The organism is Microvirga sp. 2MCAF35 (genome assembly GCF_052115545.1).
Taxonomy (GTDB): domain Bacteria; phylum Pseudomonadota; class Alphaproteobacteria; order Rhizobiales; family Beijerinckiaceae; genus Microvirga.
This window is the reverse complement of record NZ_JBFRGW010000007.1, coordinates 180,296-203,102: the sequence shown is the minus strand read 5'-3', so window position 1 is coordinate 203,102 and position 22,807 is coordinate 180,296. Positions and strand designations below refer to the sequence as shown.

Here is a 22,807-nt window from a genome sequence, read left to right as displayed (position 1 = left end):
ATAAGGACGTATCACTGTAACGGAGAGAAGGCGGCCTCTTGCGCGATATCCTGACGATCATCGCCTCCATCGTGATCCTGATCCTGGCGGTCGCCGTGGCGGCGCCTCCCTTCGTCCATTGGGAGGCCTACCGCGACACGATCGACGGGATGATCTCGCGCGCCTCCGGCACCGAGGCCCGCACCGAGGGCGACATTGGCATCCGCCTACTGCCCGCTCCGAGGATCATCCTCGGGCGCCTGAGGCTCGGCGGTAAGACCCCGGATTCACCGGTGCTGACGGCTGACGGCGTCCGCGCCGAGGTGGCTCTGACGCCGCTGCTGAAGGGCGATGTGCGCTTCACGGAGACGCGGGTCGGCCGGGCCGATATCCGCATTCCGGTTGCCGGCGACGGCGAATGGCGCCTGCCGCCGGACCTGGTGTCGGGCAGCGGCCGGGCGCGCGAATGGGCCATCGAGAACCTCAGCGTGGCCCAGCTTCTCGTCACGACCCAAAGCGCGAGCACGGGGCGCACGAACCAGGCTTTCGCCGAGAACGTCACCATCGAAGGCCAGAAGCTGATCGGCCCCTGGCGGGTCGAGGGAACGACCTCGGGCGTGCCTTTCCGGCTGGTGACGGGAGAACTCGCCGAGGACAAGACCGTCCAGGTCAAGCTTTCGGGCGGGGGCGATATCTATCCGCGCTTCGATCTCGACGCCCGGCTCGGGCTTTCCGAGGGGACCGGGGAGGGCACGACGCCTCAGGTCTCGGGCAAGGCCAAGGTCCTGTTCGGTCCCCCCGCGCAGATCGCGGCCGCAGGCATCCCGATCCCCATCGTGGTCGAGACCGAGTTCAAGACGGTGCCGGGCGCGGTCGAGCTCGGCCCGGTGAGCCTGGAGGCCGGGGAGGGCGGGGCGAGCCTGCGCATGACGGGCGAGGGCCGGATCGGGCTGAACGACCCGCGCATTTCCCTCAAGCTGGAGGGCCGCCGGCTCGATGCGGACAGCTTCATCCTGTCCGGCAACGGACAGGACTTTAAGAGCCGGCTGCAGGACTGGTCCCTGCCGCTGATCCGGGTGCCGATCGACCTCGACCTCAAGCTCGACAGCATTGGCCTCGGTCAGGAGGATCTGTCGAATGCCGCCCTGCGCCTGTCGCTCGACCGGGGCCGGGTGATTCTCGACCGGATCGAGTTCAACGCGCCGGGCGAGACGCGGGTCGCCCTCGAAGGGGAACTCGGCCTGACCGCCCAAGGCGGCATCAACGGCAAGGTTGCGCTGGCCTCCAAGACATCCGACCGCCTGGCCCGCTATCTCGACCGCATCGGCATCAAGTCGCCTCTGCTGAGGGCGCTCGATGGGCGTCCGATCGAGGCCTCGTCGGAGATCGCCTTCTCGAACCCGGTCCTCTCCTTCAACCGCCTGCGGCTGAAGATGGGCGCGTCGATCCTGACCGGGAATGCCCGCTACACCGCCCCCGAGGCCAAAGAGCGCGGCAAGCTCGAGGCCCAGGTTGCGATCCAGAGCCTCAACCTCGATGACCTGCCGCAAGTGTCCAGCGTCTTCCAGGCCACCGAGAACCTCGATGTCGGCTTCATCCTCGATGCGCGCGGGGTCAGCGCCGGGAAGAGCCCTCCCACGGGGCGGATCTCGGCCCGGATTCTGTCGGATGGACCCGCACTCCTCGTCGAGACGCTCGATATCGTCGATCTCGCGGGCGCCAACGCCCGGGTGAGGGGACGCATCGCACCGGACGGTTCGGGACAGATCACCGGCAAGGTCACCGCTCCGCGCGCCAGCCCCCTGGTCGACCTGATGGGAAGCGTGTGGATCGGCGGAATCTCCAAGCTCGTGCCCACCTTCGTGCGCGAGGGCGCGCTCGATCTCGACGTCACGTCGGAGCGGGTCGTGCCGCCTGCAGGCTCCACCGAATTGAGGCTTCGCACGACCGCCAAAGGCCGCGTGGCCGGCGGCCCGTTCGAGGGGCAGGTCGAGTCCGTCGACGGGCGGACCCAGAGCCTCACCATCGCGCTCTCTGCCGATAACACGGGGCGCTGGGTCAACCGGGCGACCATGGCGGGTCTGAATCGTCCGTCCCGGGTCGATCTGCGCGGGGTCCGCGTCGGGTCCGGATTATTCAACGTCACGCTCGCGGGCGATATTGCCGGCGCCAAGGTGGCGACGACCCGCCCCTTTGCCTTGAGCGAAGCGGACGATGTGGTGGACAGCGGCGAGGTCGAGGTTTCAACGCCGGATTTCACCCCCTTCCTTCTCCTCCTGGGCGACGGCGCGGGCGTTGCCCCGCCAGTGCCTGTTACCGCGCGCGTATCCCTCGGCCGGGAGCGCGGCGCGACCCTCCTCGACGTCAACGGCAAGGTCTCGAACGACAACGTGCAGGCGCGCCTCGTGATGGCGTCCCGGGCGGACATCAGCGGCGACGTGTCCCTGGGGCGGCTGTCCCTGCCATGGCTCGTGGCGGCCCTGTCGCTGAACGTGCCGGGCGATGCCACCGCCACGGCCATCTGGTCCACGGCCCGCTTCGGCCAGAGCGGGCGTCTCGTGACGGGCGGGCAGGTCAACTTCCGGGTCGGAGCGCTCGACCTTGGGCGCGGTCTCCAGGCCAGCCGCGCGTCTTTCGTGGTCGGTGCGCAAGCGGATGGCATCTCCATCCGCAACCTCGATGCAACCATCGGTTCCGGGCGGATCACGGGCTCGACCACCATCACCCGGCAGGAGGGAACGGCGACCATCGTCGGCGAGGGCGCCATCGAAAAGGTGCCCCTGTGGGCGCTCACCGGCGCCTCGCCGTTCGAGGCGGTCCTGTCCGGCCCGCTCCGGTTCGGGGCTGCGGGCTCGAGCCTGTCCGAACTCGTGGCCAATCTCGGTGGCGCCGGTGATTGGCAGGTCACGAATCTCCGCCTTCCCGCGGCCGATCCATCCGTGTTCGAGAGGGCGCTCAAGCGGGCTCTCTCCGAGAACGATCCCCTGGCCGAGGGAAAGACGGAGGCGATCTTCGGAATCGAGCTTGGACGCGGGCCGTTCAACGCCGCGCCCGTTCGGACATCGGCGGCGCTCGTCGGCGGCCTGCTGCGCCTGTCACCCTTTGTGGCTGAGAGCGGGGCGGCCAGTTGGCAGGGCGCGGTCACCTACGATCTGAAGAACCTCCAGCTCGACGCGCGCGGAGCCCTCGTGGCCAAGTCCTCGCCGCCCGAATGGGTCGGCGCGCCACCCTCGGTCGGGCTCAACTGGCAGGGTTCCCTTTCGGCTCCCGTTCGCCAGATCGATGCCGGTCCCTTCCGCAATGGGCTCGCCGCCATCGTGCTCAAGCGCGAGCTGGAAAAGATCGAAGCGTTCGAGCGGGCTGCCGCCGAGCGCCAGCGCCAGATCGATGCGCAGCGGCAGGCCGAACAGCAGAGAGCCAAGGCTGCCGAAGAGGAAGCGCTTCGTCAGGCGCGAGCCAGAGCCGAGGCCGAACGGGCGCGCCGGGATGCGGAGCGCCTGCAATCCGAGCAGCAGAACCAGCCGGAGGAACCCACCCCGTCGCCGACCTCCGCGCCGCCCCTGAACCCGCCGGCCCGGATCGGCCCGCCGCCCTCGGTCTATGAGGCTCCACCGACCCGTTAGGGGGTAGTTCTCCTTCTCCCGCGCGGGATGTCATCCCTTCTTACGTCATCACCGGCCTCGTGCCGGTGATCTCGATCGGGAGGGTGCGGCGCTTCAATCAAGCGGGATGGCCGGCACAAGGCCGGCCATGACGTGGAGGGTATCGTTCCAGTGAAGTCTGTACAGGCGACCGTCCCTTAAACCGGTGCAGTGTCATCCGGCGAGCGCGTGCCCAGCCGTTGGCGCAGATCGGCCAGGATGAAAACCCTGATCGCGGAGGAGAGGTTCTGGTCGCCCCGTTCCGCATCGATGCGCCCGATCAGCGCCTGGATGGATATCCGGTCCCGCTCGGCGATTTCCCGCAGCGATGCCCAGAAGGGCTCTTCGAGGGAGATGCTCGTTCGATGGCCGGCGATGGAGACGGAGCGCTTGACGACGGCAAAGCCCATTCACGGCTTCTCGTCGTCATCGCGCTTGTGCTGGTCGAGGCGGCTTTTCGCCAGGTCCTGCTCGGCTTGTCTCAGGTTCTTCTCGGCCTTGGTCCGGCCGAAGGCGATGCGGTTTTCGTTGGCGCGGACCTCTTTCTCGGCCCGCGCCTTCTGCTTGCGCGCCTGGCGCAGATTGATGATCTCTCCCATGGCGCGAGTTTAGCTTATTCGCCCGGCTGAAGCATCGTCTCGGGACGCACGACGGCGTGGAAGTGGTCCTCCGCAACGCCAGCCTTGAGGGCCTCTTCCTTCAGGGTCGTGCCGTTCTTGTGCGCCGACTTGGCGATGGCGGCCGCCTTGTCGTAGCCGATGGACGGGGCGAGCGCCGTCACGAGCATCAGCGAGCGCTGCACCAGTTCGTTGAGGCGCTCCCGGTTCGGCTCGATGCCGACGACGCAGTTGTCCGTGAAGCTGATCGCGCCGTCGGCCAGCAGACGAATCGACTGCAGGACCGCATTGACGATCACCGGCTTGAACACGTTGAGCTCGAAATGGCCCTGGCTGCCCGCGAAGGTCACGGTGGTCTGGTTGCCGGCCACCTGGCAGCACAGCATCGTCATGGCCTCTGCCTGGGTCGGGTTGACCTTGCCGGGCATGATCGACGAGCCGGGCTCGTTTTCGGGCAGCGAAATCTCGCCGATGCCCGAGCGCGGGCCGGAGCCCATCAGACGGATGTCGTTGGCGATCTTGAACAGGCCGGCAGCCAAGCTCGCCAGCGCGCCGTGCGTGTAGACGAGTGCGTCGTTGGACGCGAGGGCCTCGAACTTGTTGTTTGCCGAGGTGAAGGGCAGGGCCGTCAGCTCCACCACCTTCGAGGCGAAGCGATCGGCGAATTCCGGATGGGCGTTGAGGCCCGTGCCAACGGCCGTGCCGCCCTGGGCAAGGGCATAGATGCCGGGTAGCGTCTGCTCGATGCGGGCGATGCCGAGCTGTACCTGGGCGGCATAGCCGGAGAATTCCTGACCGAGGGTGACGGGGGTCGCGTCCTGCAGGTGCGTGCGGCCGATCTTCACGATGTCCTTGAAGGCCTCGGCCTTCTCGTTCAGCGCCTTGTGCAGGTGCTTGAGGGCGGGGACCAGCCGGTCGTGGACCTCGCGGGCGACCGCGATGTGCATGGCAGTGGGGAACGAGTCGTTCGACGACTGGCCCATGTTCACGTGATCGTTGGGGTGAACCGGCTTCTTGCTGCCGCGCTCGCCGCCGAGACGCTCGATGGCGAGGTTCGAGAGGACCTCGTTCATGTTCATGTTGGACTGGGTGCCCGAGCCCGTCTGATAGACCACGAGCGGGAATTCGTCGTCATACTTGCCCTGCACCACGTCGGCGGCGGCGCTCGCAATCGCATCGGCGAGGCGCGGCTCCAGCTTGCCCAGATCCTTGTTCACCAGGGCGGCCGCCTGCTTCACGATGGCCAGCGCATGAACGAGCGGAAGCGGCATCCGATCCGTCCCGATGCGGAAATTCTGGAGCGAACGCTGCGTCTGGGCGCCCCAGAGCCTGTCGGCGGGAACGTCGATGGGGCCGAAGGTATCTGTTTCGATGCGGGTTGAGGGCGACATCCTGACCTCTTTCGATGGAGTTGCGTGTTCTTATCTCAAATGGTGGCGCTCGCAACTGCGAACGCGCATGGAGGCCTTGTAAAATCGCATGAGCGACACCCTGGAAGCCCCCTCGTTCCACCCGCCTCACCCGAAGCCACGCACCGAGCCGCTCGGCACTCTGGCGTTCCTGCGGGCCGTGCGCGAGAACCCCCTGAACACCTGGATGGAGGCGCATTTCGAGGAGCCGATCATCACCGGAGATGGAGCCCTCGGGCGCATGACCGTGGTGAGCGATCCTGCCGCCATCCGCCATATCCTCGTGGATAACGCCGCCAACTACCGGAAGGACGATCTCCAGCTTCGAATTCTGGCTCCCGGCCTGGGGCGGGGTCTCGTCACCGCTGAGGGTGACGAATGGCGGCTTCAGCGCCGCACCATCGCGCCGCTCTTCACTCCGCGCCATGTGGCGAGCTTCTTCCCGGCCATGGTCGAGGCGGCGGAGCGTCTCGTGAGGCGCTGGCAGCGCCGCCCAGGGGGACGGGTGGTCGATGCCTCGCTGGAAATGACCCGGGTGACCCTCGACGTGCTGGAGCGGACGATCTTCACGCAAGGAGTGCCGAAGGACCCCGATGCTCTCGGACGCGCCATCACCCGCTACTTCAACAGCATCGGCAGAGTTGATCCGCTCGACATCTTCGGGTTTCCCGATTGGGTACCCAGGATCGGGCGCCTGCGCGCAAGGCCGGCGATCCGGTTCTTCGAGGAGACGGTCAACGAACTGATCGCTGCCCGGAAAGAACTGCTCGATCGCGGCCAACCGGCACCCCGCGACCTGCTGACCCTGCTTCTGGAGGCGGCCGACCCCGAGACCGGCAAGGGCCTGAGCGAGATCGATGTGAGGACCAACATCGTCACGTTCATTGGAGCGGGACATGAGACGACCGCCAATGCTCTCTCCTGGTCGCTTTATCTTTTATCCCAGGACGAGCAGGCACGCGCCCATGTGGAGCGGGAGGTGGACGAAGTCTTAGGCGATGGGCCGCTCGAGCCGCATCATCTGGAAAAACTCGTCTATACCCGCGCCGTCATCGACGAGGCCATCCGGCTCTATCCGCCGGCCCCCTATATGAGCCGGGCGGCCATCGACGACGACCGGATCGGCGATCTGGAGATCCCTGCGGGCTCGATGGTGGCGATCGTGCCTTATCTGCTCCACCGCCACCGCCGGCTGTGGGACGAGCCGGACGCCTTCCGGCCGGAGCGGTTCCTGCCTGAAAACCGAAGCCGGATCGACCGCTTCGCCTATCTGCCGTTCGGGGCCGGGCCGCGGGTCTGCATCGGGGCGAGCTTCTCCCTGCAGGAGGCCGTGATCGTGCTCGCGACCATCGCCCGCTCCATGCGGCTCGATCTCGTGGAAGGACACGCAGTCGCGCCCGTGCAGCGGATTACTCTGCGGCCGCAGGGTGGCCTGCCCATGCGCCTGATGCGACGCACTAAGGAGGAGAATGCGCGAGGGGCTTAGTTCTTCTTACGGAAAGAATCGAGGCTGACGACTTCGGCGGTGCCCGCACCGCCCTCGGCCGCATCGGCCTTGTCGTCTTCCATCGGCGCCTCGGTCTCGGCCTTGGCCGCCGGAGCCTTCTCGGGTGCAGGCTGGGGCTTGCGGGGCTGCTTCAACTCCACCGGTTCTGAGGCAGCGCCGCGGATCGGCTGGGGCGAGGGAGGCGCTTCCTCGGCCTCGTCCTCTTCATCCTCGTCCTGGCTGTCGAACTTGAGGCCGAACTGGACGGAGGGATCGAAGAAGCCGGTCAACGCGTCGAAGGGAATGAGCAGCCGCTCGGGAATCCCTGAGAAGGACAGCCCGACCTCGAAGGTGTGTTCAGTGACGTTGAGGTCCCAGAACTGGTGCTGGAGGACGATGGTCATCTCCTGAGGGTACTTTTCGCGCAGGCGGTTCGAGAGGCGAACGCCGGGAAAATCCGTCTGGAAGGAGATGTAGAAATGGTGCTCGCCCGGCAGCCCGTCCTTGGAATCGATCAGCACCTTGCGCACGACGCCCTTGAGCGCGTCCTGCACCAGAAGATCGTAACGGATCAGGTCTTTACCACCGGCCATAAGCGAGCCCTTGCAGAAACAAAAGTGGAGGCTTCTGTTGCCAGGTGCCTCCGGACCCCGCCTTACGGTGCTACCCGCAAGGGCTTTGATTCGGCTTTAGGGACCGCTTACGCAGCCACTGCAACCGGAGCATAGTTGTCGTTGGCAACTATAGATTCGGCCCGATAACGGCGGAACCATGCCGAGCGAAAGTCCACCCTTTACGCCCTCGTCGATCCTATTTCGCCCCCGCCGAAACCCAAGCGTAGCCTGGGTTTTGGTGGAGGCGCCGGGTACCGCCCCCGGGTCCGATGGGTTTATTCCGATAGCCGTTTATCGCCATAGTCGGTCTCGCGACCGACATGGCCAATATAGGTGGCACGGGCGGATTTTGGAAGGGCGGCGATCGCCCAGATTACCATGAAATGTGAGTCGCATGCCGGCGTCATTGGCATGTTTCTTTATCACTCACAGGAGGTTAACCGATTCACAGAAATGGACACATCCCGACTCGGCGTAACGGAGCGGCTGTCCTATGATGAGTGCAGGAGCACCGCATGCAAGCTTATCTCGATCTGATCCGCCGCATCATGGATGAGGGCGTCCGCAAGGACGACCGGACGGGAACTGGAACGATTTCCGTCTTCGGCCATCAGATGCGCTTCGATCTCAGCCAGGGCTTTCCGCTCGTTACCACGAAGAAGCTGCACCTGCGCTCCATCGTCCACGAACTTTTGTGGTTCCTCAAGGGCGACACGAACATCCGCTATCTCAAGGAGAACGGCGTTTCGATCTGGGACGAGTGGGCCGACGAGAACGGCGACCTCGGCCCCGTCTACGGCAAGCAGTGGCGGTCCTGGGCGAAGCCCGACGGCGGCGCCGTCGACCAGATCCGCTGGGTGCTCGACGAGATCCGCCGCAACCCCGACAGCCGCCGCCTGATCGTGTCGGCCTGGAACCCGGCGGATCTCGACAGGATGGCGCTCGCGCCCTGCCATTGCCTGTTCCAGTTCTACGTGGCCGAAGGGCGGCTCTCCTGCCAGCTCTATCAGCGCTCGGCGGACGTGTTCCTCGGCGTTCCGTTCAACATTGCGTCCTATGCGCTGCTCACGCACATGATGGCGCAGGCGACAGGGCTGCAGCCGGGCGATTTCGTCCATTCCTTCGGAGATGCGCACCTCTACCTCAACCACCTGGAGCAAGCGCGCCTACAGCTGTCGCGCGAGCCGCGTCCGCTGCCGAAGCTGCGGCTCAATCCGGCCGTGCGCTCGCTCTTCGATTTCACCTACGACGACATCGCCATCGAAGACTACGATCCGCATCCGGCCATCAAGGCGCCCGTCGCAGTCTGACGTGAGATGAACAGGCGAGAAGTCATCGAAAGTGCTGTCCGCATTCTCGCCCCGCGCATTCCGCGGCATGAATTCGAGTCTGTGACCGATCATGCGCTCGGCAGCCGGGGCCTGCACACCGCTTCGCCCGAGACGGCCGCGTGGCTGTCCCTCACGGCTTATATCCGGCACAGGCTGACGGATTATGACGATCTGCTCAATGACGGCTACGACATGGAGAGCGCCCGTTTCTTCGTCCTCGACGACATGAACGGGATTCTCGAGGAATGGGGCTCGCCTCGTCGCGTCCAGGCCGATGACGAGCCGGAATAGGCTCGACAGCCGTGCTCACATCCGACACAACAGCCGCATGAGCCTTGTTATTCGCAAAGCCGAAGAACGCGACGCTTCGGTGATCTTCAGTTTCATTCGCGAACTTGCCGAGTACGAGCGGCTGGCCCACGAGGTCGATGCCACGCAGGACGATATCGCGAAGGCGCTTTTCAGTGAGAGCCCACGCGTCTTCGCCGATATTGCCGAATGGGACGGAGAACCCGTCGGCTTCGCGCTCTGGTTCTACAATTTCTCGACCTTTCGTGGGCGCCACGGGATCTACCTGGAAGACCTTTTCGTCAGGCCTGCCTTCCGGTCCAAGGGGACCGGAAAGGCCCTGCTGAGACATCTCGCCCGCCGCTGCCTCGACGAGGGCCTGACCCGTCTCGAATGGTGGGTGCTCGACTGGAACGAGCCGGCCGTGCGGGTCTACCGCTCCATCGGCGCCGTTCCGATGGATGAGTGGACGGTGCAGCGGATGACCGGGGAAGCTCTGAGGCGATTGGCTGAAGGCTAGATTGTTGCACGAGAGTTATTATATTTGTTATAATCGCTTTTGCGCATGAGGTTCAATCATGACAGTTGAAGTCAAGGTAACCCAGGTTGGCTCATCTCTCGGTGTCGTTCTTCCCCGATCGATTCTCGATCGTTTGAAGGTGAGTAAGGGTGATCATCTGCACGTGGTCGAAACGGCGACGGGGATTATCCTGACGCCCCTTGATCCGGAAGTGCAGGAGCAGTTGAAGGCGATGGACGAGGTGATTGTCGAGTACCGTGAAACCCTCGACGCTTTGTCCAAATGAGCGAGCCACGCTGGATCAGCCGGCAGGCGTTGCTGCTCAAGCACGCGGAATCCTTGCGTCTTTTCGGGGGAGCGGAAGGGTTGCGCGATGAAGGAATGCTGGATTCCGCTTTGGCGAGACCGGTCAATGCTTGGTTTTATCGTGGCGAGATGCGCACCGAATATCTCGCCGCAGCCTACGCCTTCGGTTTGAGCAAGAACCATCCCTTCATCGACGGGAACAAGCGAGCAGCCTTTATCGCCTATGTGGGTTTTCTCAAGCTCAATGGCTTCAATCTCGTGGCTTCCCAGCCTGATGCCTATCGCACGATGATCGACCTTGCCGCGGGCGCCATGAGCGAGGAAGATTTTGCGGAATGGATTCATATGAACATCGCACCCCGGCGGATCGCATGACCACCCCTCTCATCCTCGTCGTCGCGGTCGCCGAGAACGGCGTCATCGGGCGTGACAACCGGCTGCTCTGGCGTCTCAAGACGGATCTCGGGCGCTTCCGCAGGCTAACCATGGGCAAGCCGATGATCATGGGCCGCAAGACCTTCCAGTCTATCGGCGAGCCCCTGCCGGGGCGAGAGACGATCGTGCTGACCCGCGATGCCGGCTTTGCGGCCGAGGGTGTGCACGTGGTCCATACCTGGGACGAGGCGGTCGCCAAGGGGGCGGAGCTTGCAGCGCGGATGGGGACCGATTCCGTCGCCGTTGCAGGCGGGGCGGAAATCTACGCCTTGGCCCTGCCTCATGTGCGAAGCATCTTCCTGACGAAGGTTCAGGTTGCGCCCGAGGGCGATGCGGTATTTCCTGATTTCGACCGGTCACAGTTTCGTGAGACGAAGCGGGAGGAACACCCCAAAGGGCCCGATGACGAGCATCCATTTACCTTTATTGATCTCGAAAGGCGCCGTTGACCCTGTCCAAGGTTGACGAAGGCTCGCACAATCCCCAAGTCGCAGGCTTGACAGGCGGAAGAGGCAGCACCCACAACCGTCTTGAGCTCTCAACGGCCGTTCAGGCCAAACATTACAATGCGAGGAACGGCGTCTAATGCCTTGGAGTAACCAAAGCGGCGGCGGTGGCCCCTGGGGTCAGCGTGGCGGATCGGGAGGCGGCAAGAGCCCATGGGGCTCCGGCGGCCCGCAGGGGAACGGAAATCCTCCCGACCTTGAAGATATCCTGCGCCGCAGCCAGGATCGCCTGAAGGATTTCATTCCGGGCGGCTCTATGGGAGGCAGAGGGCTCGTCATCCTCGTCCTGGGTGTCATCGCGGTCTGGCTTCTGACCGGATTCTACACGGTGCGGCCCAACGAGGTTGGCATCAACATGATCTTCGGCAAGTATACGGGAACCGCCGGCGAGGGCCTGCGCTACAACCTGCCTTACCCGATCGGCCGCGTGATGAAGCCCAACGTCACGGCCCAGCAACGGGTCGAGGTCGGCTATCGTTCCACGCCGACAGGGCAGGGGCGCGCCCGTGATGTGCTCGAGGAAAGCCTGATGCTGACCGCCGACGAGAATATCGTCGACATCGACTTCGATGCGGTCTGGCAGATCAATCCCGCTCGTCCGCAGGATTATGTCTTCAATCTCCAGAACCCCGAGGGCACCATCAAGTCCGTGGCCGAAAGCGCCATGCGCGAGGTGATCGGCCGGCGCAACATCCAGGCTATCCTGACGACCGAACAGGCCAGCATCGCCCAGGAAGTGCGCCAGATCATGCAGGAGGCCCTGGATGCCTATGGCGCCGGCGTCCTGATCAATGTGGTCCAGCTCCAGGCGGTCCAGCCTCCCGCCGATGTCCGCCAGGCCTTCTTCGACGTGAACGCCGCCCAGCAGGATGCGGTCCGCGTCCAGAACGAGGCCGGCGCTTTCGCGAGCCGTGTCGTTCCCGAAGCCCGAGGCGAGGCGTCCCGCACGGTGCAGCAGGCCGAGGCCTATCGGGAGCAGTCGGTCGCCGACGCGACCGGTCAGGCGGCCCGTTTCCGCCAGGTCTACGAGGAGTACCGCAAGGCTCCGGCCATCAGCCGCGAGCGCATCTTCCTCGAGACCATGGAGCGCGTCTACGGCGGCGTCGACAAGATCATCGTCGACCAGAACGGCCAGGGTGTCGTGCCCTTCCTGCCTCTCACCCAGCAGCCCCAGCGTCCGCAGCCGCAGTCGCAGGGCAATGCCGCGAACCCGCAGGGAGCTACGCGATGAACGGTTCGACTCTTCGCACGGGGCTCCTGGTCCTCGTGGCCCTGGCCGCCATCGTGCTCTACAGCTCGGTCTTCATCGTCCAGCAGACCCAGTATGCCCTGGTGCTGCGCTTCGGCGCCGTTCAATCCGCCATCTCGGAACCGGGCCTGAAGTTCAAGATGCCGCTGGTCGATGCCGTGACCTACTTCGAGAAGCGTGTGCTCGACCTCGACCTGCCGGTTCAGACCCTTCTGTCGGCGGACCGGCAGAACCTGGAGGTCGATGCCTTTACCCGCTATCGGATCATCGATCCGCTGCGCTTCTATCAGGCCGTCGGCAACATCGCGCTGGCCAATCAGCGCCTGCAGAGCTTCACGAACTCGGTCATGCGTAACACGCTGGCGAGCGCGTCCCGCGATGCCATCGTCCGCACCGAGCGCGCGGATCTGATGAACCGCATCCAGGCCGAAGTGAACCGGCAGGCCGCCAGCCTGGGCATCGAGATGATCGACGTGCGCCTCACCCGCGTCGACCTGCCCGCGGCGAACAGCCAGGCGGTCTACCAGCGTATGCGCACCGAGCGTGAGCGTGAGGCGGCGGATCTTCGCGCCAACGGCCAGCAGCAGGCCCAGACCATCCGGGCCCGGGCCGAGCGCGAGGCCACGATCATCCGGGCCGAGGCCAATCAGCGGGCCGAGGAACTGCGCGGTCAGGGCGATGCGGACCGGAACCGCATTCTGGCCGAGGCCTTCGGGCAGGATCCGGAGTTCTTCGCCTTCTATCGCTCGATGCAGGCTTACGAAGCCGGTCTCAAGGGTGGTGACACCCGCCTCGTTCTGAGCCCGGATTCCGATTTCTTCCGCTATTTCAACGATCCGGCAGGTCGAGGGAATACCAGAGGCACCACCCCCCAACCAGCTCCAGCGCCGGCTCAACCGGCCCCAGCCCAATAAGCCCTGATGTTGGATTTGATTGCAGCCCTCGGCCTCGCTCTCGCGGTCGAGGGCATTTTGTTTGCCGCCTTCCCTGACGGCATGCGCCGGGCCATGTACGAGGCGGCCCACAGCCCGAGTGACCAGATGCGGATCGTCGGGATCATTTCCGCGCTGATCGGAGTTGGCGTGATCTGGTTGGTAAGGCATTTCAGCTGAAAGCGCACCAACGAAGCGCCAGCCAAGACTTGGAGCATCGGATCGGATTCCAAAAGTGCAATCCACTTTTGAGCCCGATGCTCTCGGCCAGGCTTCTGCCGCAATATCCGCTTGAATGGCGCGGCCAGATACCAATCTATATGCGTATTCTCCGAGAGAGGTTTTCGATGAACACAGCCACGAATGCGCTGGAGCCTTCCAAGACGGCGCTGCCCCAGCGTCCCCTGCGCCGCCGGCTGGCCGCGTCCTGCTTCGCGGTCTTCACAATCGTCGCAACGGCCGCCTTGCCGCTGCCGGTCCTTGCCCGTTCCACGCCTGAATCCTTCGCCGATCTGGCGGCGGATGTCACGCCGGCCGTGGTCAACATCTCGGCCTCGACCACCGTCGAAGCCCGTAACCGAACCCTGCCCCAATTGCCGCCGGGCACTCCGTTCGAGGATCTCTTCGAGGAGTTCTTCAACCGCCGCGGACAAGGCGGTGGCGGCGGCGACAGCGCGCCATCGCGGCCGCGCAGCTCGAACTCTCTCGGGTCCGGTTTCGTGATAGACCCCTCGGGCATCGTGGTGACGAACAACCACGTGATCGGCGACGCCAACGATATCAGCGTGATCTTCCCTGACGGTACGCGCCTGAAGGCCGAGATCGTCGGTAAGGATTCCAAGGTTGATCTGGCCGTCCTGAAGGTGAAGTCCGACAAGCCGCTCAAAGCCGTGAAGTTCGGTGATTCCGACTCCATCCGGCCGGGCGACTGGGTGATGGCCATCGGCAATCCCTTCGGCCTCGGCGGCTCGGTGACGGCCGGTATCGTGTCGGCCCGCGGCCGAAACATCGAATCCGGTCCCTACGACAACTACATCCAGACCGACGCTTCCATCAACAAGGGCAATTCCGGCGGCCCGCTGTTCAACATGAACGGCGAGGTCATCGGCATCAACACGGCCATTCTTTCCCCCACGGGCGGTTCGGTCGGCATCGGCTTCGCGGTTCCCGCGTCCACGGCCGTCCCGGTCATCGATCAGCTGCGCCAGTTCGGCGAGACCCGTCGCGGATGGCTCGGCGTGCGCATCCAGAACGTGGATGACGCAACGGCGGAGGCCCTGAGCCTCGGCACGGCGCGCGGCGCCCTGATCGCCGGTATCGACGACAAGGGACCTGCCAAGCCGGCCGGCCTCGAGGTCGGCGACGTGATCGTTCGCTTCGATGGTAAGGAGGTCAAGGATTCCCGCGACCTGCCGCGCATCGTCGCATCGACCCCGGTCGGAAAAGCCGTCGACGTGGCCATCGTCCGCAAGGGCCAGGAGATGACCAAGCAGGTGACCCTGGGCCGGCTCGAGGACACCGAGAAGCAGGCCAGCCTGCAGCAGCCCTCGACCGAACCGCCGACGACCACCCGTCAGGCGCTCGGCCTCAACATGTCCGGCATGACGGACGAGCTGCGCCGCCGCTTCAGCCTGAAGGACGACCTGAAGGGCGTGGTGATCACCCGGGTCGATCCGAATTCGAACGCTTCCGACAAGCGGATCCAGGCCGGTGAGGTGATCGTCGAGGTCAATCAGGAGCCGGTGACGAGCCCGTCCGACGTGACGAAGAAGATCGACGATCTCAAGGCTCAGGGACGCAAGTCCGCCCTGCTCCTGGTGTCGAACGCTCAAGGCGAGGTGCGCTTCGTCGCTCTTTCGATCGAATAAGCCTCCTTGCACATGGTCTTAGAGGGCGGTCCTACGGGCCGCCCTTTTCGTTTATCGATTGTGTTCTTTATTAAGAACAATATGGTTGACATAAAGGCCTGATCTGGAGGATTGAAGACTTGCATCCTCCACGAACCGAGGCTCGGGCAGGGCCTCCTGTGCAAGATCAGAGCATCATGACCCAGCACGTCTTTCCCGTTCCGGCGGCCCTGACATCGACAGCTCATGTGGATCGGCAGGCCTATCTGGATCTCTACCAGCGCTCTCTCGACGATCCGGAGGGCTTCTGGAGCGAGCAGGCCCAGATCCTCGACTGGGTGACGCCCTTCACGACGGTGAAGAACACCCGTTACGCGCCCGATGACGTGACCATCGAGTGGTTCGCGGACGGAACCCTGAACGCGTCGTTCAACTGCCTCGACCGGCATGCCCGAGATAGGGGCGACGATGCGGCCATCCTGTGGGAAGGCGACACGCCGGGCGACGCGCGCAGGGTTACCTGGACAGACCTTCAGCAGCAGGTCTCCCGCCTCGCCAATGCCCTCAAAAAGCTCGGGGTCAAGAAGGGGGATTTCGTCAGTGTCTATCTTCCCGTGGTGCCGGAGGCCATCGCGGCCATGCTGGCCTGCGCCCGGATCGGCGCGGTTCATTCGGTGGTCTTCAGCGGCTTCTCGGCCGAGGCTCTGGCCGGCCGGATCGAGGATTGTCGCTCGCGGGTGCTGATCACGGCAGACGAAGGCCTACGGTCAGGCAAGCACGTGCCGCTCAAGAAGAACGCGGATGCGGCCCTGGAGAACATGCCCTTCGTCGAGCACGTGCTCGTCGTGCGTCGCACGGGCCGGGACGTTCCCATGACGGCAGGCCGCGACCGCTGGTATGATGAGGCCTTGGCCGAAGTTTCGGACGAGTGCGCGCCTGTCGAGGTCAACGCCGAGGACCCGCTCTTCGTGCTCTACACCTCGGGCTCGACCGGCAAGCCCAAGGGGATGCTTCACACAACCGGCGGCTATCTTGTCCATGCCGCCACGAGCTTCCGGGCGATGTTCGACTACCACCCTGGCGACATCCATTTCTGCACAGCGGATGTGGGCTGGGTGACGGCGCACACTTACCTGATTTACGGCCCTCTCGCGAACGGCGCTACCGTCGTGCTGTTCGAGGGCGTCCCCACTTGGCCGGACTCGTCGCGCTGGTGGCAGATCATCGAGACCTACAAAGTCAACATCTTCTACACCGCGCCGACTGCCATCCGCTCGCTGATGCGCGACGGAGAGGGGCCGGTGCGCAAGCACGATCTGTCATCCCTGCGCGTTCTGGGGTCCGTGGGCGAGCCGATCAATCCGGAAGCCTGGCTCTGGTACCATGCGGTCGTCGGAGGAGGGCGCTGCCCGATCGTCGACACCTATTGGCAGACGGAGACCGGGGCCGTTCTCCTGTGTCCGCTGCCCGGCGCCATGGACCTGAAGCCGGGCTCGGCCGCGAAGCCGTTCTTCGGCGTGCGGCCCGCTCTGCTGGGCAGCGACGGGGCCATTGTCGAAGGCGAGGGCGCGGGTAATCTGTGCTTCGCCGATTCCTGGCCGGGACAGGCCCGCACCATCCTCGGCGACCGGGACCGCTTCCTGAAAACCTATTTCAGCACCTTCCCGGGCTACTACTTCACCGGCGACGGCGCGCGGCGGGATGAGGACGGGTATTACTGGATCACCGGGCGCCTGGACGACGTGATCAACGTGTCCGGCCACCGGCTCGGCACTGTGGAAGTCGAATCCGCCCTGGCGTCGCACCCATCGGTGGCGGAGGCTGCCGTGGTGGGCATGCCGCACGAGATCAAAGGGCAGGGCATCTTCGCCTTTGTCACGCTGAAGGAAGGCATCGCGGAGAACGACGATCTCCGCCGCGATCTCATCCAGGTCGTGCGCACCCGTATCGGCCCGATCGCCACGCCGGACCGGATCGAATGGGCGCCGCAATTGCCCAAGAATCGATCAGGCAAGATCCTGCGCCGCATCCTCACGCGCATCGCCGCTGGCGACTACGAAAACCACGGCGATACCTCGACGGTCGCCGATCCGACGGTGGTGGCCGAGATCGTCAGGCGGGTTCAGGCGGCATAAAAGCTGATCGGCGCATCATATGGACTCGGAGGGCCGCATCAGCGAAAAGCGGGGCCTGCCGAAGCAAGCCATGAGCAAGATCAGGGCAAATAACGGCACTAAAATCTTCAGGGACTGAAGCATCGAACACAAGAATGGGAACCCGTTTTGCGTAGAAAGATGCGCAAAACCAAGTCTCAAGAGCATCGGGGCAGCCCATCCTGTTCCCGCACGGATAACCGCTGAACGCTGATGCCTGGGACATCCGCGATGTTCTGGGACTTGCTCGGAGATGATAACCGGCACGATACTCAGGGACGCACTCCTCTAGCGCATCGGACGGAAAAGCGGACTCGGTATTCGCTGACGCGGCCCTGCGGGTCCGCTCCATTCGATGCGCCAGCCAAGAGAAAAAGCATCGGATGGATCCCAAAAGTGCAAATCCACTTTTGGGCCCGATGCTGTAGCACCCCTGGAGCGCCTCAGGCGAGGAGAGGGATCCTCTCACATGCGTAAGGTGATGGGTCGTCTCTCGCATCGCTGACGCTGCGGATCAGCCGAAACAAAAACAAGAGCGAGAGCCCACAGGCTCTCGCTCTTGTCTGTATGGAGCATCCCCGATCAGACGATAAGGAAGTCCCGATTGGTCAGGTTCAGGTTGGCTCCGATGGTTGCGATGTGCAGCGCTTCCTTCGCACCAGTCCCGTCGGCATCGTAGAAGATCTTGCCGTTCTGCTTGTTGTAGATGATGCGATCTTCCGCATCTTGAGCTTGGGTAGCAACGACGAACGCATCTGCTTTCAGGGTGCCGAGCTTGCCCGCTTTTTTGAAGATCGCCTTCGATAGGTGGATCGTGTCGTCGCGCACCGAGAAGTCCGTGATGCGGTCGACATGGGCGTTGCCGATTGCCGTCGAGAAGACGAAGGCATCCTTGCCGGCGCCGCCCGTGAGCGTGTCCTTGCCCGCACCGCCGATCAGAACGTCGTTCCCCGAGCCGCCGAATAGGCGATCATTGCCGGTGCCGCCATCGAGCGTGTCGTGGCCGGCCCCTCCCGCGATCTGGTCGTTCCCGCCGAAGCCGGACAGGACATCATCCCCTGCGCTGCCCGTCAGGGTGTCGTTCCCATCCGAACCGGGCAGGGTCTCATCCACCTCGTCTTCGATGGCAATCGTGACAGTCTGATCCACGAAAGCACCGTCCGCATCCGTCGCGCGGATCACGAGAGTATGGAATGCAGCGCTTTCGTAGTCGAGCGCACCGGCATCCGCGACGATCAACTCATCGCCACGGATCGCGAACGCCTCGCTCGGTGTCACAAGGCTATAGCTGAGAGCATCACCGTCCGGATCGTGGCCGCGCAGGAGCGACACCACGGTTCCGGCTTCGGTGTTCTCCGGAACGCTGTAATCCGTCAGCTCGATATGCGTCGGCGCATGATTCGCTGGCGGTGGCGGATTCTCGGATTCATCCACATCCGTCACATGAATCTCGAACGTCCGGTCGGTGACGCCGCCGTGAGCATCCTTGGCACGGATGGTGATCGTCTGGACCGGGCTCGTCTCGAAATCGAGCAGCGCCGCATTGTCGACTACGAGGTCGTCGACAACGAGGCGGAAAGCCCCGCTATGCGGCCCGACGATTTCGTAGGTCAACTGATCGCCGTCAGGATCGACGGCGCTGATCCGCGCAAAATGGCTTCCGGAAACCGTGTTCTCCGCGATGCTCATATTCGAGAGCGTGATGTCGTGCGGGGGGCGGTTGCTTGGTGGTGGATTCTCCGGAGGTTGCTCAGTGTCCTGCAGATCCAGCACTTGGATGGTGAAGGTTTGGTCGATGTAGGCGTCGTACTGGTCTTTCACACGGACTATGATGTCGTGGGTCTGGTTCGTTTCAAAGTCGAGAAGCGAACCATTCGCAACGCCGAGCGAGATGCTTGTGCCGGAGCCGTTTGCAAGCTTGAAGCGCCCACCGGCATTGTCGATCAATTCATAAGTGAGAGGCCCGCCTTCCGGATCGATTGCGGAAAAATATCCGACAGGCGTGCCCGTTGACGCGTTCTCGAATACCCCGCCACCGTGAAGCTCGAAATTATAAGGTGCTTTGTTCGTAGCTCGCAGAACATCCTCATAACCCCAAACGGTGCCGTCCGAGAAAATGAGCTGTTCGACACGGCCGGTTTCATTGCTGCCCTGAAAGTAATTGCTGATGTCGAGAAGGGCTCTCGTCTCTAGCGGCCCCTTGGAGATCCGAAGCTCTCCAAAATAATCTCGCTGGAAGGTAAAATCGCTGGCTGTACCATTGATCTTCAGGATATCGATGCCGCCTTCATCGAGGATCCAATCGTAGGTTCCAAGCTCGGCGCCCCAGACATAGGTGTCATTGCCGGAGCCACCCCAAAGGACATCGCTACCAGAGCCTCCTTCCAGCGTATCGTTCCCGCTTCCGCTTTCCAGATAATCGTCACCGGCGCCACCATCGAGCGAGTTGTTGCCGTTGTAGGCGACGATGTGATCAACATCCCCGAGGCCATAAACTTTCACGCTGGCTTGTGCCACGATGAGTTCATCGCTGCCTTCGGTGCCATAGATGACGTTCGTCGGAGCTGGAATTTCTTCGGCATCGACGTCCGTCACCAGGATCGAGAAGTCCTTGATGACCGATAGACCGGTGGAATCCGTGGTCTGCACACGAATCCAGTGATGTCCGGCGGTTTCGTAGTCGATGAGCGAGCCGTTCGCGACGACAATCCGGTCGCCCTGGATGGCGAAGCGGCCGTCCGCGTCGTCGATCAGTTTATAGGTGAAGCTGCCGCTCCCTTGCGGGTCGAGTGTGCTGAGGGTGCCGACGAGGGTTCCCGCCGTCGGATCGTCCTCCACGCCGTTGTGGCTGAGCACGATCTCCGTGGGGCGGGCCGTGCTTGGCGGCATGGGCGTCAGTCGCGCGACGACATCATTCAGCGAGAGAGCGCCGTCCACGAAGGCCAAATGCTCGATATGCCCATGGATCTGACCGCCGAGGCTCGACGTGTTGAAGTATTGTCCGATATCGAGAATGGCGCCCGTGGTGCGATGAACGATGCGCAGATCGCCGCTGCTCTGGCTGCCGTGAAAATCGAAATCTGCGAGCTGGCCGCCGATATGAACCGCGTCGGCTGAGCCGCCGTCATCGCCGATATAGTCGTAATCGCCGGCGAGGGGCTGCCACACATACATATCGTCAGACGTTCCGCCGATTGCGGCGTCGTTGCCTGCTCCGCCGTCGAACAGGTCGGTTCCGCCTTTGCCGAGGAGAATGTCGTCACCGCCGAGGCCCTGGAAAGATTCGCTTGCGGCGGTTCCACGGATGATATCGGCACCTTGTGTGCCCGTATGGCTGCCGGGAGGTGGCGGGGGAGGCGGTGTCGGCACCGGTGCGGGATCGTCCGACACGTCGTTGATGACGAAGATCGTCATGTCCGCCTCCCTATGACCGCCGCGCCCGTCCGAGGCGAGAACCCGGATGGTATGGCTCTGCCATTGCTCGAAATCGATCTGCGCGCCAGCTGTGACGCGAACGACGTTTCCGTCGAGATAGAAGCGACCGCCTGCATCATTGACGAGCGTGAAGGTGACAACGTCGCCATCCGGATCAATGCCGCGCAGTGTACCGGCGACGTCGCCCTCATGGGCATTTTCCTGGATGCGCGGGTTGTCGAGGATGATCGTCGAAGGGTCCTGGTTTGGCGCAGGCGGTGGAGGAGCCGGCGGTGTGGGCTCGGTCACGCGGTCGAGCACCTCGAGAGTGAACGTTTCCTCGGCCGTGGCGCCTGAGGAATCCGTTACGAGGACGCGGATATCGTGGAAGCGCTGGTCTTCATGATCGATGAGGCTCCAATCGTCGACGCGGACCGCGTAACCGTCCAGGCGGAACCGCCCGCCCGCATCGTCGAGGAGCGTATAGGTCAGGGCATCGCCGTTCTCGTCATGGGCGCGGATCCAGCCGACAACAGGATCGACACTCCCGCTCCCCTCCAGGACGCGGTTTCCGTCCAGGCGCAGGATTTCGGGAGCCATGTTCGCGGCGGGGATGAGCGGAGAGGTCAGAGCGGCCCGAACCTGCTCGCGCGTCCATGTGGTGCCGTCGGCAAAGACGATGCTCTCGATCTGCCCGCTGGCGAACTCGGCGCTGTTGAAATACTGGCTGATGTCGAGATGGGCCGTATGCCCGAACTGAATCCGGAGGTCGCGCCCGTTATTCATCGACGAGAACGTCAGTTCAGAAACAAGCGCATTGACCTGGAGGGTGTCGTTCCCTTCGGGATCGGCGATCTCATCGCGGCCGCTGGTCAGTGGGTCCCAACGATAGGTGTCGTTGCCGGTGCCGCCGTTGAGACGATCGGACCCGGCCCCGCCGTCGAGAGTGTCGTTCCCGTCATACCCGGAGATGACATCACTGCCGGTTGTCCCGACGAGACTGTCATTTCCAATAGTGCCGTAGATCCCGGTTGTGGTCGACATGGCGCAGGCTCCAAGAGGAATTTGCGCCTATGGTAAGATTATTTCATATCAAAAGACAATGCCTCGCTGAGAGTCTTTTCAAAGAAAATTTAGTTCTCATAAGAACTTACCGAAGGATAGCCTTCTCAATATCCGCTTCGCCATAGCCTTGCATATAAAGAAGAGCGCTCAAATCCGCGTGGTCGATGCGGGCATGGGCGGCCGCGGCGACGGCGGGCTTGGCGTGGAAAGCGACGCCGAGGCCGGCTTCCTCCAGCATGGCAAGATCGTTGGCGCCGTCGCCGACCGCCATCGTCTCGTGCGCCTCCAGACGGAAGCGGGTCCGCAGCTCGATTAAGGTCGCAAGCTTCGCCTCGCGGCCGAGGATCGGCTCCTCGACTTGGCCCGCGAGCTTCTCGCCGTCCAGGATCAGGTGGTTCGAGCGGTGTTCGTTGAAGCCGATTTTGGCCGCAACGGGGCCGGTGAAGAGAGTAAAGCCGCCCGAGACGAGACAGGTGTAGGCGCCGTTGGCGCGCATGGTTCGGACCAGGGCTTGGCCGCCGGGCGTCAGGGTGATGCGCTTCTCGATGATCTCGTCGACCACGTTGACCGGCAGGTTCCGGAGCAGCGCCACGCGCTCTCGCAGAGCGGGCTCGAAGGCGATTTCGCCGCGCATGGCCCTCTCGGTGATCTCGGATACTTCCCGTTTCAAGCCAACGTAATCGGCCAACTCGTCGATGCATTCCTGACCGATCATGGTGGAATCCATGTCCGCCAGGAACAGGCGCTTGCGGCGAGTGCCTAAAGGCTGCACCACGATGTCGATGGGCTGGCCGGCCAGAGCCTGGCGCAGGGTGGCCTCGACGGCCTTGGGGTGAGCCTGCCCCGTGACGATCAGATCCGCGGCGATTCCCCTTGCCAGAACGGAGCGTTCCGTCTCTTGTCCGAGCGACGTTGCGGCCAGGGCCACGATCTCGTCCGTGAGAACCGGCTGGGATGGGCTGGCGATGAGGGTCGCAACGAGGGAATTCTGGGAAGACGCCATTGGGAGACCTGG

The 22,807-nt window shown here is 63.7% G+C and carries 19 protein-coding genes and 1 other RNA gene; 13 read left to right on the top strand and 7 right to left on the bottom strand.

Annotated features, from left to right (window positions below; genetic code table 11):
- Nucleotides 1-38 precede the first annotated feature (38 nt).
- Nucleotides 39-3,602, top strand: coding sequence for an AsmA family protein (locus tag AB4097_RS05915; protein ID WP_442037681.1), 3,564 nt, complete (start codon nt 39-41; stop codon nt 3,600-3,602).
- A gap of 176 nt (nt 3,603-3,778) precedes the next feature.
- Here the strand turns inward: AB4097_RS05915 and AB4097_RS05910 are convergent, their stop codons facing one another.
- From AB4097_RS05910 to fumC, 3 genes are read right to left on the bottom strand one after another with little or no spacing between them, the layout of a single operon-like run.
- Nucleotides 3,779-4,030 (bottom strand): ribbon-helix-helix domain-containing protein, encoded by a 252-nt coding sequence (locus tag AB4097_RS05910; protein WP_442037680.1) that lies wholly within the window; start codon nt 4,028-4,030, stop codon nt 3,779-3,781.
- On the bottom strand, nt 4,031-4,219 hold the full coding sequence (locus AB4097_RS05905) for a DUF4169 family protein (RefSeq protein ID WP_442037679.1): 189 nt from the start codon (nt 4,217-4,219) through the stop codon (nt 4,031-4,033).
- A gap of 14 nt (nt 4,220-4,233) precedes the next feature.
- Nucleotides 4,234-5,628 (bottom strand): class II fumarate hydratase, encoded by a 1,395-nt coding sequence (fumC, locus tag AB4097_RS05900; RefSeq protein WP_442037678.1) that lies wholly within the window; start codon nt 5,626-5,628, stop codon nt 4,234-4,236.
- An 88-nt stretch (nt 5,629-5,716) separates the two neighbouring features.
- Here fumC and AB4097_RS05895 point away from each other — a divergent pair, with 88 nt between their 5' ends.
- Complete coding sequence (locus tag AB4097_RS05895; protein WP_442037677.1) at nt 5,717-7,132, top strand: cytochrome P450; 1,416 nt, start codon at nt 5,717-5,719, stop codon at nt 7,130-7,132.
- On the opposite strand, the gene AB4097_RS05890 is transcribed toward AB4097_RS05895, so the two are convergent.
- Together AB4097_RS05890 and ssrA are read right to left on the bottom strand one after the other, a co-directional pair.
- Entirely contained in the window at nt 7,129-7,725 is a 597-nt protein-coding gene (locus tag AB4097_RS05890; protein WP_442037676.1) for an SspB family protein, read from the bottom strand. The two genes, AB4097_RS05895 and AB4097_RS05890, sit on opposite strands and share 4 nt — an antisense overlap.
- 23 nt (nt 7,726-7,748) lie before the next feature.
- Nucleotides 7,749-8,105: a transfer-messenger RNA gene (ssrA, locus tag AB4097_RS05885) on the bottom strand.
- Between the two features lie 156 nt (nt 8,106-8,261).
- Between ssrA and AB4097_RS05880 the strand changes: the two genes are divergently transcribed.
- The 11 genes from AB4097_RS05880 to acs all read left to right on the top strand — a co-directional run bounded on the left by AB4097_RS05880 (nt 8,262) and on the right by acs (nt 17,295).
- Nucleotides 8,262-9,056, top strand: coding sequence for a thymidylate synthase (locus tag AB4097_RS05880; RefSeq protein ID WP_442037675.1), 795 nt, complete (start codon nt 8,262-8,264; stop codon nt 9,054-9,056).
- Nucleotides 9,057-9,062: 6 nt separating this feature from the next.
- Nucleotides 9,063-9,368 carry a DUF2293 domain-containing protein gene (locus tag AB4097_RS05875; RefSeq protein ID WP_442037674.1) on the top strand — a complete coding sequence of 102 codons (306 nt, stop codon included), beginning with the start codon at nt 9,063-9,065 and terminating at the stop codon, nt 9,366-9,368.
- 37 nt (nt 9,369-9,405) lie between these two features.
- Nucleotides 9,406-9,885: a GNAT family N-acetyltransferase gene (locus AB4097_RS05870; protein ID WP_442037673.1), complete on the top strand. Its 480-nt coding sequence runs from the start codon at nt 9,406-9,408 to the stop codon at nt 9,883-9,885.
- A gap of 58 nt (nt 9,886-9,943) precedes the next feature.
- On the top strand, nt 9,944-10,171 hold the full coding sequence (locus tag AB4097_RS05865) for an AbrB/MazE/SpoVT family DNA-binding domain-containing protein (RefSeq protein WP_442037672.1): 228 nt from the start codon (nt 9,944-9,946) through the stop codon (nt 10,169-10,171).
- On the top strand, nt 10,168-10,566 hold the full coding sequence (locus tag AB4097_RS05860; RefSeq protein WP_442037671.1) for a type II toxin-antitoxin system death-on-curing family toxin: 399 nt from the start codon (nt 10,168-10,170) through the stop codon (nt 10,564-10,566). The genes AB4097_RS05865 and AB4097_RS05860 overlap by 4 nt, the downstream gene beginning before the upstream one ends.
- Nucleotides 10,563-11,075, top strand: a complete 513-nt coding sequence (locus tag AB4097_RS05855; RefSeq protein ID WP_442037670.1) for a dihydrofolate reductase — start codon at nt 10,563-10,565, stop codon at nt 11,073-11,075. The genes AB4097_RS05860 and AB4097_RS05855 overlap by 4 nt, the downstream gene beginning before the upstream one ends.
- Before the next feature lie 136 nt (nt 11,076-11,211).
- Entirely contained in the window at nt 11,212-12,363 is a 1,152-nt protein-coding gene (gene hflK / locus AB4097_RS05850; protein ID WP_442037669.1) for an FtsH protease activity modulator HflK, read from the top strand.
- Nucleotides 12,360-13,295: a protease modulator HflC gene (hflC, locus tag AB4097_RS05845; RefSeq protein ID WP_442037668.1), complete on the top strand. Its 936-nt coding sequence runs from the start codon at nt 12,360-12,362 to the stop codon at nt 13,293-13,295. The genes hflK and hflC overlap by 4 nt, the downstream gene beginning before the upstream one ends.
- Before the next feature lie 6 nt (nt 13,296-13,301).
- Nucleotides 13,302-13,493: a DUF2065 domain-containing protein gene (locus AB4097_RS05840; protein ID WP_009764092.1), complete on the top strand. Its 192-nt coding sequence runs from the start codon at nt 13,302-13,304 to the stop codon at nt 13,491-13,493.
- A 167-nt stretch (nt 13,494-13,660) separates the two neighbouring features.
- Complete coding sequence (locus AB4097_RS05835; protein ID WP_442037667.1) at nt 13,661-15,181, top strand: DegQ family serine endoprotease; 1,521 nt, start codon at nt 13,661-13,663, stop codon at nt 15,179-15,181.
- Nucleotides 15,182-15,357: 176 nt separating this feature from the next.
- Nucleotides 15,358-17,295: an acetate--CoA ligase gene (gene acs / locus AB4097_RS05830; RefSeq protein WP_442037666.1), complete on the top strand. Its 1,938-nt coding sequence runs from the start codon at nt 15,358-15,360 to the stop codon at nt 17,293-17,295.
- Nucleotides 17,296-17,895: 600 nt separating this feature from the next.
- Here acs and AB4097_RS05825 read toward each other — a convergent pair.
- Both AB4097_RS05825 and serB read right to left on the bottom strand, forming a co-directional pair.
- On the bottom strand, nt 17,896-21,771 hold the full coding sequence (locus AB4097_RS05825; RefSeq protein WP_442037665.1) for a calcium-binding protein: 3,876 nt from the start codon (nt 21,769-21,771) through the stop codon (nt 17,896-17,898).
- Nucleotides 21,772-21,877: 106 nt separating this feature from the next.
- Nucleotides 21,878-22,795: a phosphoserine phosphatase SerB gene (gene serB, locus AB4097_RS05820; protein WP_442037664.1), complete on the bottom strand. Its 918-nt coding sequence runs from the start codon at nt 22,793-22,795 to the stop codon at nt 21,878-21,880.
- Nucleotides 22,796-22,807: the final 12 nt, after the last annotated feature.

Bases quoted from the DNA above. Each gene is read 5' to 3' on its own strand.
- AB4097_RS05910 (WP_442037680.1), bottom strand. From the start codon at position 4,030: ATGGGCTTTGCCGTCGTCAAGCGCTCCGTCTCCATCGCCGGCCATCGA.
- AB4097_RS05905 (WP_442037679.1), bottom strand. From the start codon at position 4,219: ATGGGAGAGATCATCAATCTGCGCCAGGCGCGCAAGCAGAAGGCGCGG.
- fumC (WP_442037678.1), bottom strand. From the start codon at position 5,628: ATGTCGCCCTCAACCCGCATCGAAACAGATACCTTCGGCCCCATCGAC.
- AB4097_RS05895 (WP_442037677.1), top strand. From the start codon at position 5,717: ATGAGCGACACCCTGGAAGCCCCCTCGTTCCACCCGCCTCACCCGAAG.
- AB4097_RS05890 (WP_442037676.1), bottom strand. From the start codon at position 7,725: ATGGCCGGTGGTAAAGACCTGATCCGTTACGATCTTCTGGTGCAGGAC.
- AB4097_RS05880 (WP_442037675.1), top strand. From the start codon at position 8,262: ATGCAAGCTTATCTCGATCTGATCCGCCGCATCATGGATGAGGGCGTC.
- AB4097_RS05875 (WP_442037674.1), top strand. From the start codon at position 9,063: ATGAACAGGCGAGAAGTCATCGAAAGTGCTGTCCGCATTCTCGCCCCG.
- AB4097_RS05870 (WP_442037673.1), top strand. From the start codon at position 9,406: ATGAGCCTTGTTATTCGCAAAGCCGAAGAACGCGACGCTTCGGTGATC.
- AB4097_RS05865 (WP_442037672.1), top strand. From the start codon at position 9,944: ATGACAGTTGAAGTCAAGGTAACCCAGGTTGGCTCATCTCTCGGTGTC.
- AB4097_RS05860 (WP_442037671.1), top strand. From the start codon at position 10,168: ATGAGCGAGCCACGCTGGATCAGCCGGCAGGCGTTGCTGCTCAAGCAC.
- AB4097_RS05855 (WP_442037670.1), top strand. From the start codon at position 10,563: ATGACCACCCCTCTCATCCTCGTCGTCGCGGTCGCCGAGAACGGCGTC.
- hflK (WP_442037669.1), top strand. From the start codon at position 11,212: ATGCCTTGGAGTAACCAAAGCGGCGGCGGTGGCCCCTGGGGTCAGCGT.
- hflC (WP_442037668.1), top strand. From the start codon at position 12,360: ATGAACGGTTCGACTCTTCGCACGGGGCTCCTGGTCCTCGTGGCCCTG.
- AB4097_RS05840 (WP_009764092.1), top strand. From the start codon at position 13,302: ATGTTGGATTTGATTGCAGCCCTCGGCCTCGCTCTCGCGGTCGAGGGC.
- AB4097_RS05835 (WP_442037667.1), top strand. From the start codon at position 13,661: ATGAACACAGCCACGAATGCGCTGGAGCCTTCCAAGACGGCGCTGCCC.
- acs (WP_442037666.1), top strand. From the start codon at position 15,358: ATGACCCAGCACGTCTTTCCCGTTCCGGCGGCCCTGACATCGACAGCT.
- AB4097_RS05825 (WP_442037665.1), bottom strand. From the start codon at position 21,771: ATGTCGACCACAACCGGGATCTACGGCACTATTGGAAATGACAGTCTC.
- serB (WP_442037664.1), bottom strand. From the start codon at position 22,795: ATGGCGTCTTCCCAGAATTCCCTCGTTGCGACCCTCATCGCCAGCCCA.